Source organism: Deinococcus sp. Marseille-Q6407 (assembly GCF_946848805.1).
Lineage (GTDB): Bacteria > Deinococcota > Deinococci > Deinococcales > Deinococcaceae > Deinococcus.
This window is the reverse complement of the sequence record NZ_CAMPFU010000003.1, coordinates 482,501-495,819: the sequence shown is the minus strand read 5'-3', so window position 1 is coordinate 495,819 and position 13,319 is coordinate 482,501. Positions and strand designations below refer to the sequence as shown.

At 68.7% G+C, this 13,319-nt stretch carries 11 protein-coding genes (1 of these 11 cut by a window edge); 8 read left to right on the top strand and 3 right to left on the bottom strand.

Annotation, left to right across the window (positions count from 1 at the left end):
* Window positions 1-45 precede the first annotated feature (45 nt).
* On the bottom strand, window positions 46-1,614 hold the full coding sequence (locus tag OCI36_RS09560) for a Ppx/GppA phosphatase family protein (RefSeq protein WP_261664845.1): 1,569 nt from the start codon (window positions 1,612-1,614) through the stop codon (window positions 46-48).
* Between the two features lie 117 nt (window positions 1,615-1,731).
* Between OCI36_RS09560 and OCI36_RS09555 the strand changes: the two genes are divergently transcribed.
* The 7 genes from OCI36_RS09555 to OCI36_RS09525 all read left to right on the top strand — a co-directional run bounded on the left by OCI36_RS09555 (window position 1,732) and on the right by OCI36_RS09525 (window position 10,925).
* Entirely contained in the window at window positions 1,732-2,106 is a 375-nt protein-coding gene (locus OCI36_RS09555; protein WP_261664844.1) for a hypothetical protein, read from the top strand.
* A gap of 50 nt (window positions 2,107-2,156) precedes the next feature.
* The gene (gene hemW, locus OCI36_RS09550) at window positions 2,157-3,296 is read left to right on the top strand and encodes a radical SAM family heme chaperone HemW (protein ID WP_261664906.1); all 1,140 of its coding nucleotides are present in this window, start codon (window positions 2,157-2,159) and stop codon (window positions 3,294-3,296) included.
* Window positions 3,297-3,403: 107 nt separating this feature from the next.
* The gene (locus OCI36_RS09545; protein ID WP_261664843.1) at window positions 3,404-4,723 is read left to right on the top strand and encodes a M16 family metallopeptidase; all 1,320 of its coding nucleotides are present in this window, start codon (window positions 3,404-3,406) and stop codon (window positions 4,721-4,723) included.
* Window positions 4,720-6,021, top strand: coding sequence for a M16 family metallopeptidase (locus tag OCI36_RS09540; RefSeq protein ID WP_261664842.1), 1,302 nt, complete (start codon window positions 4,720-4,722; stop codon window positions 6,019-6,021). The genes OCI36_RS09545 and OCI36_RS09540 overlap by 4 nt, the downstream gene beginning before the upstream one ends.
* 227 nt (window positions 6,022-6,248) lie before the next feature.
* Window positions 6,249-6,752 carry a PPC domain-containing protein gene (locus OCI36_RS09535; protein ID WP_261664841.1) on the top strand — a complete coding sequence of 168 codons (504 nt, stop codon included), beginning with the start codon at window positions 6,249-6,251 and terminating at the stop codon, window positions 6,750-6,752.
* A 17-nt stretch (window positions 6,753-6,769) separates the two neighbouring features.
* On the top strand, window positions 6,770-9,529 hold the full coding sequence (locus OCI36_RS09530; protein ID WP_261664840.1) for a S8 family serine peptidase: 2,760 nt from the start codon (window positions 6,770-6,772) through the stop codon (window positions 9,527-9,529).
* A 157-nt stretch (window positions 9,530-9,686) separates the two neighbouring features.
* The gene (locus tag OCI36_RS09525; protein ID WP_261664839.1) at window positions 9,687-10,925 is read left to right on the top strand and encodes an MFS transporter; all 1,239 of its coding nucleotides are present in this window, start codon (window positions 9,687-9,689) and stop codon (window positions 10,923-10,925) included.
* Here OCI36_RS09525 and OCI36_RS09520 read toward each other — a convergent pair.
* Both OCI36_RS09520 and OCI36_RS09515 read right to left on the bottom strand, forming a co-directional pair.
* Window positions 10,901-12,136 carry a M24 family metallopeptidase gene (locus OCI36_RS09520; protein ID WP_261664838.1) on the bottom strand — a complete coding sequence of 412 codons (1,236 nt, stop codon included), beginning with the start codon at window positions 12,134-12,136 and terminating at the stop codon, window positions 10,901-10,903. The genes OCI36_RS09525 and OCI36_RS09520 overlap by 25 nt on opposite strands.
* Window positions 12,137-12,218: 82 nt before the next feature.
* Window positions 12,219-12,626 carry a hypothetical protein gene (locus OCI36_RS09515; protein ID WP_261664837.1) on the bottom strand — a complete coding sequence of 136 codons (408 nt, stop codon included), beginning with the start codon at window positions 12,624-12,626 and terminating at the stop codon, window positions 12,219-12,221.
* Window positions 12,627-12,722: 96 nt separating this feature from the next.
* Here OCI36_RS09515 and lpdA point away from each other — a divergent pair, with 96 nt between their 5' ends.
* On the top strand, window positions 12,723-13,319 hold the 5' end (the start) of the coding sequence (lpdA, locus tag OCI36_RS09510) for a dihydrolipoyl dehydrogenase (protein WP_261664905.1). 795 nt of this gene lie beyond the right edge of the window; the window shows 597 of its 1,392 coding nt (coding positions 1-597); its start codon is at window positions 12,723-12,725; its stop codon lies beyond the right edge, outside the window.

Here is a 13,319-nt window from a genome sequence, read left to right as displayed (position 1 = left end):
AGCTTGACGCGGCACTCAGGTAAAGGGCACTCAGGCAAGGGGTGCTTAGGCAGGGTGGTCCGCGGCCGGGACAGCGTCTCTGGCCTCGCCCACACTCTCTTCCTCGTCCAGCCACTCGAAACTGAGGGGGCCGAACTCGCGCGCCCACAGGTCGGCCTTTTCCCCGGCGCCCTGGCGGTCCAGAGCGTTGGGCACACAGGCGGTCAGGCGCCAGCCCTTGCCACTGCGCTCCAGCCCTGTGATCTGGGTATGGCCCCCGTAAGAGCGGTCCAGGCCGTCGGCGACCCGCAGGATGGCAGCCATCTGCGAGACCAGGCGCTGGTCCTCGCGGCTCAGGGCGCGCCATTCCTCGTGCGAGTCCTTGGGCATGCTGCGGCGGTGATAGCGGGCAATCTGGGCCACCAGTTCCACCCCGCGGGCATCGAAGCCCAGCAGGCCGCCGTGGCGAATCAGGTAGGCCGAGTGCTTATGGTGGCTGCTCTGCGCGACCAGCTGCCCCACCTCGTGCAGGGTGGCGGCCGCCCGCAGCAGGCCGCGGCCCTCTTCCGGCAAGGGCTGGCCCTGCTCACGCAGCCGGTTGTACAGCTCCTTGCTCAGCGCCGTCACCTGCCGGGCGTGCGGCAGGTCCGCGCGGAACCGCTCGGCCAGGGCCAGGGCGCTGCGGTGCCGCGGGCTGAGGTCCGCCACGTAAGCCTCGTGGCACTGCAACTCCTCAATCAGCATGCCTTCGCGCAGCGCGCCCTCGCTGATCACCATTTCGCGGGCGCCCAGCACCGTCAGGGCCGTATGCAGCACCGCCGCCGCCGCCACGATGATGCGGGCCCGCTTGGCAAAGGCAGGAATGCGGGCCCGCTCTTCCTCGTTCAGCCGGCGCAGGTCGCCGAGCAGGCCGCCCAGTTCGTCCAGCGTCAGGCGCAGGCCGTTGATGCCGGCCGGGTCCTGCCCCCCTCCCTTGGCCTGCGCCACCGCTGTTGCCAGGTCGCCGGCCGTGCCGCTGGACAGGAACACCCGCGTCTGCGGCCCGGCGCCAAAGCGCTCCCGGTAAGGCTCCAGCGCGCCCTGCAGGTAAGCCACCAGCGCCCGGTATTCCGACTTGCTGGGAGGGTCGCGGTGCAGGAAGCGGTCCTGCATCCGGATGCCGCCCAGCGGCAGGCTGACCACGTCCTGCACCTCGGCTGGGCCGCCGCGGATGATCTCCAGGCTGCCGCCACCCAGGTCCAGCAGCAGGTTGTCGGCGCCAAATTCCACCGAGTGGGCCGCGCCCAGATAGGTGAGCCGGCCTTCGCGCTCGCCGCTGATGATCACCGGATACACCCCGGTCTGCTGCCGCATCCGCTCGGCCACCTCGGGGCCGTTGGGGGCTTCACGCAGCGCCGAGGTGGCATAGACGCGCACGCTGGGCACTTCCAAGGAAACCGCCAGCTCGCGGAAGCGCAGCAGGGCGTCACGCAGCCGCTCCTCGCCTTCCAGCGTCATATTGCCGCTTTCGTCCAGGCATTCGCCCAGCCGGGTACGCACCTTCAGGGCGTCCAGCACCCGGTAGTGCCCCCCCTGGGCCTCGGCAATCAGGAGGTGGGTGGAGTTGGTTCCGACGTCGGCCACGGCAACGCGCATGGGTTCAGGCTACCCCATCCGGCCTGTCCGGGCGGGCCGGCCAGTCTGCCGCGCTGGACGCCCTTTTCCGGGCCGGGCACGCGGCGGCGAGCAGGCGGGTCGGGTATGCTGGGCCCCATGCAACACACCACCAACTGGACGGACCTGTATGGCGCCGTGCATGCCTGCTTCGAGGGCCGCTGCGGCGGGCACCGCTGGCTGCTGGCACTCCCCGCCGCGGCAGACGAGGCCGCCCTGGACGCAGCGCTGGCGGCCCTGGAGGCTCTGGATGGCAAGGGCCGGACCGACCTGGTGGTGTTCAGCGACCCGGCCGCCGTGGACGCAGCCGCCCAAGAGCTGAACCCGCGCGGCATCCTGCTGCTGGAAACTGGGCCGGAGCCCGGCTGGACCTCCGGCGACGAGTGGGCCGGGCGGCCGCTGCGGCGGAGTTCCGCCGCCGGCGCTCAGGCAGCGCTGGAAAGCTGGATGGACACCGTTCCGCACGGCCGCTGAACCGAAGAGCCGGCGCCAGCTCGCTTTTGCGCGGCCGGGAGCGCGGCATACTGCGGCGTGTGAGTACGCCCGCCCCGGTCCGCCACCTGTATGTCCATGTGCCGTTTTGCCCCAGTATCTGTCCCTACTGTGATTTTCATGTGCTGACCCGCCAAAACGGGCTGGTTGATGCGTATCTGGCGCAGCTGGACCGCGAGGCCGAGCAGCTGGCCGCCCGTTACCCGGTGGACCTGGACACGGTGTATCTGGGCGGCGGCACCCCCAGTTTCCTGCGGGACGCCGAGCTGGCGGCACTGGTGGGGAGTGTGCAGCGGCACCTCGGCTGGGGCCGCAAAGAAAACACCCTGGAAATCAACCCCGGCACCGTCAGTGCGGCGCGGGCGGCCCACTGGCGCGCGCTGGGCTTTGACCGGGCCAGCGTGGGCGTGCAGAGCCTGGACGACCCCACCCTGCTGTTTCTGGGCCGGCGGCACTCGGCGGCGCAGGCCCGCTCCGCCGTGGAGCAGCTGCTGGCGCAGGACTTCCGGGTCAGCGGTGACCTGATCACGGCGGTGGCCGGGCAGCCGCTGGAGGCCGATATCCGCGGGCTGCACGAGCTGGGGGTGGGACACATCAGCGCCTATACCCTCACCATCGAACCCGGCACCGAATTTGCCCGCCGGGGCGTGACCGTCAGCGAGGGCGACGAGCGGCGCGGCTTTGAGGTCACGGCCGCCCTGCTGGCCGACCTGGGCTATGAACGCTACGAGATCAGCAACTATGCCCGCCCCGGGCAGCAGTCACAGCACAACCTCTCCTACTGGCACACCCAGCACTACCTGGGCCTGGGCCCGGGAGCGGCGGGGCACTATCCGGCGGCGGCGCCGGCCGTGTCCATGCGGCGCACCAATCCCCATCTCCACGAGTGGCTGGCCGGAGAGACCGGCGAGGCCGAAGCGGTGCTGCCCTTCGACTGGGTGACGGACGCCCTGTTCATGGGACTGCGGCTGCGGGAAGGGGTGGACCTGAGCGACCTCTCGCGGCGCAGCGGGGTAGACGTGGCCCGTGCCTACGCCCCGGCCATCCGCAGCAACCTGGCCCGTGGACTGCTGGAACAGCGGGGCGAACGGCTGCGGGCCACCGAGGCGGGCTGGTGGATTCTGAACAGTGTCATCACCGATTTTCTGGAACTGGACCTGGCGCGGGCCTGAGGCGAGGCTGCCCCGGCCCGCCTGACCCGGTCTGCCCAGAGCCAGCGCCTGCCGGGTTCCGCCACCAGCACAGTTGCCCCGGCCACCGGCGCGTTACACTCGCCCCTGTGACGTCCACGCCGCCTTCCGCCCGCCCTGAAGCTGCCAGCGCCGAACTGTTTGATCTGCCCGGCGGCCTGACCCTGGCGGCCCAGCCCCGGGCCGGCGCCGCGTTTACCGTTAGCCTGCGTCTGCCCTGGGGCAGCGCCCACGACCCGCTGGGCCTGGAAGGCACCGCCGGCATCCTGGAAGAATGGCTGGGCAAAGGGGCCGGAGGCCGGGACGCCCGCGCGCTGGCCGACGCGTTCGACGCATTAGGCCTGCGGCGCGGAGGCGGCGTGGGCGCCGAGGCCACCCGCCTGAGCGTCAGCGGCCTGAAAGCCGACCTGCCAGCCGCACTGGCCCTGCTGGCCGACGTGGTGCAGCGCCCCAGCCTGCAGGACGCCGAGGTGCCGGTGCTGGCCGACCTGGCCCGGCAGGACCTCGAAAGCCTGCAGGACACCCCCGAAGAGCGCCTGGCACTGGTGCAGCGCGCCCGGGTGTTCGGCGGGGCGAGCCGGTCGCGGGCCGGCGGCCTGCTGGCCGGCTACGGTCATCCGGTCAGCGGCACCCGCGCCGGCCTGAGCGCCGTGACCGCCCAGACGCTGCGGGCCGCGCACGCCCGCTGGGGCGCCCAGGGCAGCCTGCTGGCCGTGGTGGCCGACCTCAGCCCCGCCGAAATCCGCGCGCAGGTCGAGGACACTTTTGGCGGCTGGGGCCCCGGCGCCGCGCCCGAAACGGTCGAGCCGCACTTTCACGCCGGCGTGCGGGTGCACCTGCCGCATCCCGGCAGCGAACAGACCCACCTCAGCCTCAGCTGGCCGGCGCCGGCGGCGGGGCACCCCGACTATCTGCCCAGCCAGCTGGCCCTGACGGCTTTCTCGGGCGGCAGCGCCAGCCGGCTGTTTCATGCGGTACGTGAGGAGCGGGGGCTGGCCTACGCCGCTTTTGCCTCAGCGCTGCTGCTGGGCTCGCAGGGCTTCTGGAAACTGGGGGCGGCCAGCACACCGGCCCGCGCCCAGGAAACGCTGGACGTGCTGCTGGACGAAACCGAGCGGCTGCGCGCCGGCATCAGCGAGCGGGAGTTCGAGCGGGCCCGCCGCGGCCTGCTGACCGGTCTGGCCTTCTCGGAAGAGAGCCTGCGGGCGCGGGCGGGCGCCATGCTGCGCGACCTGGTGCTGCTGGGCCGGCTGCGCGAACCCGGCGAACTGCAGGCCCAGCTGCGGGCGCTGACGCTGGAACAGGTCAACAGTTTCCTGGCCGTCATGCCCAGCCCGCTGCCACAGGCGGCCCTGGTCACACTGGGCAGCGCCGAGGTGCAGCCCGGCCGTCAGGAGCTGAGCGCATGAGCGGGCAAAGAAGGCCGGCCCACACACAAACATTGCCCCCGCACCAGTCACCGGGGGCGGGGGGCCGCCGGCTGCGGCTGGGTCAGCTGCCGAATGGACTGCGCCTGCTGACCGAGAGTGACCCGCAGGCCTCCACGGTGGCAGCCGGCTTTTTCATCGCCAGTGGGGCGCGCCATGACCGCCCGGAGGGGCAGGGCGCTGCGCACTTTCTGGAACATCTGCTGTTCAAAGGCTCGGAGCGGGTAAGCGCCGACGAGCTGAACGAGCGGCTCGACTGGCTGGGCGGCGCCCACAACGCTTTTACCGCTCAGGAACAGACCGTCTACCACATTGCCGGGCTGCCGGAAGACCTGCCGCAGCTGCTGGATACCCTGCGCGAACTGCTGGACCCGGCCCTGCGCGAGGCCGACATCGAAGCCGAACGCGGCGTGATTCTGGAAGAAATCGCCATGTACGCCTCGCAACCGGGCGTGCGGGTGCAGGAAGCCATGCAGGCCGAGTTCTGGGGCACGCATCCGCTGGGCCAGAGCATCCTGGGCACTCCCGGCAGCGTGGGTGCGCTGGACCGGGCCGCGCTGCGGGCACAGTTGCAGCGGGCCTATACCCCGCAGTCGGTGCTGCTGGTGGTCACCGGCGCGCTGGATGAAACCGAAGTCTGGGCCTGGGCCGAGCGCGAGCTGGCCCGCTGGCCCTGGCAGGGGAAGCCCCTTCCCGCCGCGCCGCACCCTGTCACGCCCAGCCGGCAGGTGCGGCAGCTCAGCTGGGCCGGGCTGGAGCGGGCGCAGGGCGTCTTTGCCTGGCCGGGGCTGCCGGCCGGACACCCCCTGCGGAACGCCGCCACCGTGCTGGCCGAACTGGCCGGCGGCGAGAACAGCCGGCTGTACTGGGCCCTGCTGGACCGTGGCCTGGCCGACGGCGCCGACCTGAGCCACCTGGAATTTCAGGAGTGCGGCAGCTTCGAGGGTGGCTTCTCCTGTGACCCCGACCGGGTAGAGACGGTCTCGCGGCTGTTTCTGGACACCGTCTCGGGCCTGCACCGCTCGCCGCCGACCCCGGCCGAAGTTCAGGGTGCCGCACGGCGTCTGGCCGCCGAAACGGGTCTGGACGCCGATACCCCGGCCGAGCGGCTGTTCGTGCTGGGCCTGGAAAATCTCTACGCGGCGCCGGGCCAGCTGCCCGTGACCCCCGAGACCATCAGCGCCGACTTCCGGGCGGTGACGCCGGAGCAGGTTAGCGCGGTTCTCAGGGCCTGCTCATTGCGCGAGCCGACCGGTGCCCTACTCCTGCCGGCACCCTGACGCCTTTTTACGCTGGAGGGCGCTCCTGAGCTGACAGCTGACTGACAGGCACTTGTGGTGCTTGTGAGATTGATGTAAGGTTAAGGCGCCTAAATCACCAGGGTCTATCTAGCCCATGCGCAGTTTTTCCGAACAACTGCTCAGGGGGACTCTTTCTCTGTGGCTGTTTGGCAGCCCGTGCCGTTTATCCGGCCCGGCTGCCCTGCCCACCCACCAAGGAGCCTTCCATGAAACGTACTTTGCCTGCTCTTCTTGGCCTCAGCCTGCTGCTGGCCTCATGCAATCAGCCCAGTGCCCCCCAGACCGGCGGCAACAACTCGCTGAGCCCCGACCTGAAGTCCGACACCACCCGCCAGGCCCCCGCTGCGGTCACGCTGGGCCAGACCTACAGCGGCGTGATTGCCGGCCAGGACCGCGACTCCGACTATTACGCGTTCGACGCCGCCGCAGGCGACCAGCTGCGCGTCAGTGTCAAGGCATCGGCCGGCAGCACCCTGGACCCGTATATCCGGCTGTACTGGGTAAACAAAGACGGCTGGAAGATGCTGGAGAAGGATGACGACAACAGCTACGCTCCTGGCAACAAAGCCAAAGACGCCCAGATCCTCTTCAACGCCGATCAGGCCGGCCGCTACGTGGTGGAAGTGACCAGCTTCAAGCTGGCCAACGACCACAAAGCCACCGACAACGATCCCCGTAACCAGTACACCTTCACGCTGAGCCGGCGCTGAACCTCCAAGGAGCTGACATGAACCGAATCAAAGCCATTACCCTGTTGTCCGGCGCCCTGTTTCTGGGTGCCTGTGGTCAGAACCCGGCGGCGCCGGCCACTCCTGGCGGCCAGCCTGCCCAGAGCAGCGGCGGGCAGACGGCCACCTCGCTGGGCATTTTGCCCAAGTCCAGCCCCTCGGGCCGCTGGTTTATCGAGCTGCAAGGCGAGCCCGGCGGCCTGAGTGCCCAGAGCCTGAGCGCCCAGCAGCAGAGCGTGCGATTGGAAGCCCAGCGGGCCGGCATCCAGTACCAGGAAGTCGCCAGCTTCCAGACCCTCTTTAACGGGTTCTCGGTAGAAGTCGCCGACCAGGAAGTGGGCAAGTTCAGCCGTCTGCGCGGCGTGAAGGCCATTTACCCGGTGGACATCATCGAGCAGCCGAAACTGGAAAACGCCAGCGCCTCGCCTGAAATGTTCAGCGCAGTGGGCATGACCGGCGCCGACATTGCCCAGAATGAACTGGGCCTGACCGGTAAGGGCATCAAGGTCGGCGTGATTGACACCGGCATTGACAACGAGCACCCTGCTTTCGCCGGCCGCATCGTGGCGCAGTACGACTTCGTGGGCGACGATTACGACGCTTCTACCGCCAAGGGTCACCCCATTCCCCAGCCTGACCCCATTGCCGACGACTGCGGCGGGCACGGCTCGCACGTGGCCGGCATCATCGGCGGCAACGACCCGGCCAAGGGCTTCAAGGGCGTGGCGCCGGAAGTCTCGTTCGGCTCCTACCGGGTGTTCGGCTGCAACGGCTCCACCACCGGCGACATCATGCTGCAGGCCATGGAACGCGCCGCGCAGGACGGCATGAACGTGGTGAACATGAGCATCGGCTCCTCGTTCCAGTGGGCCGAGTACCCCACCGCCAAGGCCGCCGACCGCCTGGTCAAGCGCGGCGTCGTGGTGACTGTCTCGGCCGGCAACAGCGGCACCGACGGCCAGTTCGCCACCGGCGCGCCCTCGCTGGGCGAAAAGGTCATCTCGGTGGCCGCAGTAGACAACGCTCAGATCAGCCTCAAGAGCTTTACCGTCAGCACCGACGGCCAGACCCGCAGCGTCGGCTATATGGCCGGCAGCCCCAGCGCCGACCCGGAAACCGGCAAGGCCCTGCCGGTGGTGGTGGCCGACCCCCTTCTCGCCTGCAACGTGAACGGCGGCAGCCCCTTTGTCAAGAACCAGTTCAGCGGCAAGGCAGTGCTGATTCAGCGCGGCAGCTGCAACTTTGCCGAGAAGGCCAAGAACGTGGCCGAAGCTGGGGCCAGCGCGGTCCTGATGTTCAACAACGCTCCGGGCTACATCTCGCCCAGCCTGGGTGACGCCAAGATCAACGTGCCGTTCGCTTCTTTCCTGCAGGAAGAAGGCGAAGCCATCAAGGCCGCGGTGGCGGCAGGCAAGCCCGTGACCGTCAGCTTCAATGCCGGCGAACAGCGCTTCAAGAACCCCACCGGCGGCAGCATCTCCAGCTTCTCCTCCTACGGCATGGGCCCCGACCTGGACCTCAAGCCCGAAATCTCGGCGCCCGGCGGCAACATCTACTCGGCGGTGCCGCTGGACCCCAGCAACACCGGCTATGAACCCGGCGGCTACGGCGTCAAGAGCGGCACCTCGATGGCGGCCCCGCACGTGGCCGGCGCCGCTGCCCTGCTGCTGCAAGGCCACCGCGACTGGACCCCCGAAGACATCAAGACCCGCATGATGAACACCGCCAGCACCCGCTGGTTCTTCAAGGACAGCAAACCGGTCGAAGGCACCCCGGTCTACACCCAGCTGCAGGGCGCCGGCATGGTGGATATTCCTGCCGCCTACGCCAGCACCGTGGTCGCCACTCCCGCCAAGCTGTCGCTGGGCGAGAGCGAAGGCATGCCCACCCACAGCAAAGTGGTGCTGCTGACCAACCACGGCGACAAGGCCCAGACCTTTACCGTGCAGCACGTGCCGGCGCTGAGCATCACCGGCAGCACCTACTCGCCCAAGCCCGACGCCGCTGGCCGCGCCAGCATGAGCGTGAACGGTCAGAGCGTGGACCTGGACGCCCAGGGACAGGGTGGCCTGCAGGTGACGGTGCCGGCCGGCGGTCAGGTGGAGCTGAACGTGAAGATCACCGCGCCCACCGCTCTGGCGGCCAAGGCCGACTACGCGCAGTACGGCGGTTATCTGGTGGCCCGCGGCCAGAGCGAAACGGTGTCGGTGCCTTACGGCGGCTTCCAGGGTGATTACCAGAAGCTGGACGCCATGGGCCCGGTGTACTTCGTCTCGGGCGGCAAGGCCACCGAACATGAATTCCCCGCGCTGTACGACCCGGCCCGCGACATGGTGTATTTCGGCGGTGACAAACCCGAGCAGATGCCCGATTACACCTTCCTCACCTTTGACCGCACGGTGGGACAGCGCGGCCTGAAGGTGCTGGACGCCCCCACCCTGTGGGTGCACTTCAACCACCAGGCGCAGAAAGTCATCATGGAAGCGGTGGACGCCAGCGGCGCCGCGCACGAGGTGGAAACCTTCCCCTTCGTGGGCCGCGACAAGTCCAACATCTATCAGGTCGGCACCGATGACCGCCCCTGGAGCGATTATGTCTGGGACGGCACCTACGCCGACGGCAGCCAGGCTCCGGCCGGACAGTACCAGCTGCGCCTGCGGGTGCTCAAAGCCCTGGGCGACGAAAACAACTCGGCCCACTGGGAGAACTACACCTCGCCCGCCTTCAAGATCGTGCGTGGCACGCCCTCTATCGACTGAGCCAGTTTCTCCAGCTTTCCGCAAACCGGGAAAGCTGGAGCCACACAGCAACGTCGGTCCCCTTCCCCGCGCCCGGAAGGGGGCTTTTTCGTTGGGGGCATTGCCTGGAGCGCTGTACCCCCGCGCCTTAACCCCGCGCCGGTACAATTGAGGCTGCATGTTGTGGAATAGCCCCCTCCTGATGCTGCGCCTGCTGACGCTGCTGGTCCTAAGTGAAGCAGCGCACTTCGGGTTTTTCGTGACTACGCTGCCGCTGCGCGCCGGCGAACTGGGGCTGAACGCCGCCCTAATCGGCACCCTGATGGGCGGGCACTACCTGGCCGACGCTGTCAGCAAGGGGCCGATGGGGTATCTGGCCGGTCACTGGGGCGCTGGCCGGCTGGTCACACTGGCAGCGCTGGCCGGGCTGCTGACCATGACCGCGACCCAGCTGGCTGCTCAGGGCATTCTCGGCGCACTGACCTATCCGGCGCTGTTCGCGCTGGCCACCCTCTGGGGGGTGCTGTACGGGTCGCTCTGGCCGGTGGTGATGGGTTATTCACAGCTGCTGGCCCAGCCTGGCCATACCTCTCAGGCGCTGGCCCTGACCTCGCTGGCAGTGGCGCCGGGGTTGGCGGTCGGCGTGGGCGTGCTGGGCCCGCTGATGCAGCGCAGCCCTGAGCTGGGCATGAATGTGCTGCTGGGATTGCAGGGGCTGGCGCTGCTGCTGGCGCTGTCGCTGGTAGGCCTGAAACCGGCCCCGCAGACCGGCACCCGCGCCGCTTCGCTGGGTGAACTGCGGCAGCAGTGGGGCGGGGTGGCGCTGCTGCTGCCGGCCGCCCTGGCCCAGACGCTGGCACCGGGACTGCTGGTAACGCTGCTGTTTCCGCTGCTGCATCAGATGGGCCTCGGCATCATGGACCTGGCCTGGCCGGCGCTGGGGCTGCTGGCCGGGCTGGGCCTGTCCCTGTGGCTGGCCGGCCGACTGGCCGAGCGCTCCTCACCGCGCCGCGCGCTGTTGCCGGGGCTGCTGGCACTGGCCGTCACCTACGCGGTCATGGCCTGGCCGCATCCCGAGCAGCGCCTGTGGCTGGGGTTGCCACTGCTGGGACTGGGCTACGGCTCTTTCCTGACCGGCTGGAACGGCCTGGTGGGCCGGGTGCTGCCGCAGGGTCAGCGGATGGTCGGCTGGGGCGCCATCATGACGGTCGAAGCCCTGGGATACGCGGCCGGCCCGGTGCTGGGCGGGCTAATGTGGACCCATTTCGGCCACACCGGCGTATTTGCGACCGGTACCGCCGTCTTTGTGCTGGCCTTGCTGTACTACCTCTTTGCGGCCGGCCCGGAGCAACTGGCCCGGGCTGCAGCGGCCGTCACAGCCGCTGGCCGCGATCAGGCCGAGTCTGCCGCGCCGTAAGCCCGGGCGCGCACTTCCTCCCAGCTTTCCGGACCACCCAGCCGGAACGGTTCACGCTGCAGGTCAGTGGTGATTTCCGGGCCGTTCGCCGCCAGATACAGGTTGATCTCGCTGCGAATACCGAATCCCCGCTCACGCGGGTAGACGCCCGGTTCGACCGTCACGCCCAGACCTGGTGTCAGGCGGCGGGTGTCGTGCGTTTCGTAGTCGTCCAGGTTGGCCCCGGCGCCGTGCAGATCGGTCCCGAGGTCATGGCCCAGGCGGTGCAGCAGATACGGCGCCCAGGTCTCGCCCATCGCTTCACGGGCGCGGCGGTCGGCTTCCCAGCCCTGCACCTGCGGCCAGCGGCTTTGTAGCAGTTCCACGGCAGCGTCGCGTCCCGAACGCACCGCTGCCCAGGCGTCCAGATACTCGGCGGTGGGTTCACCGGCGTAGCCCACCCAGGTCACGTCGCTGTAGGGCCGGCCCTCTTCGGCGCACCACAGGTCAATCAGCACGCACTGGCCCAGTTGCAGCGCCGCATTCACCTCGCCTTCCGGCTGGTAGTGCGGGTCGGCCGCATTGGCCCCGAAGGACACGTTCACCTCGTGCCCCCAGTGCATCCCGGCAGCTGCAATGTGCTGATGAATCACCGCCTGCGCGTCCAGCTCGGTGACCGTTTTTCCTGCCTGCAAGCGTTCATGCAGCAGCCGGAAAGCCGCGTCCTTGGCTTCCATCAGCACGGCGGCGGCGCGGCGGTGGGCACTGAGATCGTCTTCCGACCAGCGCAGAAAAGTCTGCAACAGGTCGGCGCTACTCTGCACCTCGGCGCCGGCCAACCGCACCCGCTCCAGCGTGCCGGCGTCCACCCGGCTCACATATGGCACCGCGCCCTGCGGGCTGTACTCCATCGCAATGACCTTGCCGCCTACCACGGCGGCCAGCAGGTCTTCCAGCTCAGTGTAGGACCCAAAAGCCCGGTAGTCAGTGTCCCAGTCAGCCGTAATTCGCCGCCAGGTGCCTTCCTCGATGTGATTATGCAGCACCAGCGCGCGGCCCTCGCGCGGCACCCACACGAAAAAGCGCCGCGTCAGGTGCGCGGCGGCCGGCAGGTTCAGCACCCGCCACGCCTGCGGGTTGAGGCCCTGAAAGTCGTAAAGCAGCCAGCCGTCCAGGCCAGCGCCGGCGTCGGAATGAAGGGCAGCGCGAATCTCAGCAAGAGGATCGGTCATCCTCCAAGTCTAATTCCCTCCAAGTTTAATTCCCGGCCACCCCGCTCCCTTCTCTACCCTGCCTACTGCCCTGCTCTTTGCCTCAGCGCCGCTGCCGGCCCGCTCGCCACACGCCCCAGCCGATCACCGGCTGAAGCGGCAGTCGGGCCCAGCTGACCCACTCAGGCAGCGGCCGGTAATCCTTGGCATTGAGCGCCATATGGATGTTGGCGGGATACACCGCCGCCAGCAGCGCCAGCAGGCCGCTCCGGGCCGCCGGGCGGGTAGCGGGGTGCAGCATGCCCAGGCCGCCGGCAATTTCTGCGGCGCCGCTGATTAGGGTGGCCTGCCGGGGCGTCATACCGACGACCGGCAGATCCTGCAACCCCGGCGGTACGATCCGGTCAAAAGGTTCGGGGTGGGTGAAATGCCGAATGCCGATGGCGATAAAAGCGCCCGCCACCAGCAAGGTGGCCGCGTCGGGCCGGCGAAGTTCCTGAGACTGGGTCATGCCTCAGTCTAGACCTGCGGGACAGGGCAGAGGCGAATCTTTCCCGACTGACGGAAGCTCAGACAGGCAACCGCTACACTACGCAGCATGGCAAATATGGATTTTGATCTGATCGTGATCGGTGCCGGTCCTGGTGGCTATCACGCGGCTATTCGGGCGGGGCAGCTGGGCCTGAAGACCGCCATCGTGGAGCGGGACAAGGTCGGGGGCGTGTGCCTCAACATCGGCTGCATTCCCACCAAGGCGCTGCTGCACGCCGCCGAGGTCAAGGCTGAGAGCCGGCATGCCAGCGACTTTGGGCTGAATTTTGGCGAGCCTACCCTGGACATCTCCAAGCTGAACGGCTGGAAAGACGGCATCGTCAACCGCCTGACCGGCGGCGTCGGCAGCCTGCTCAAGGCCAACAAGGTCACGGTGCTAAACGGGCAGGCCAGCTTCGTGGACGACCATACCGTGGATGTGGGCGGCCAGAAGTACACCGCCGGCCACTTCATCATTGCCACCGGCTCGGAGCCGGCCCGGCTGCCGGGCATCGAGGTGGACCAGGAAGTGATCGTGGATTCCACTGGCGCCCTGGTGATGCCTGACCCCGTTCCAGCGCGGATGCTGTGCATTGGCGGCGGCGTGATCGGCTTCGAATTCGCGCAGGTCTACAATAACCTGGGCAGCCAGGTGAAGATCATCGAATTCATG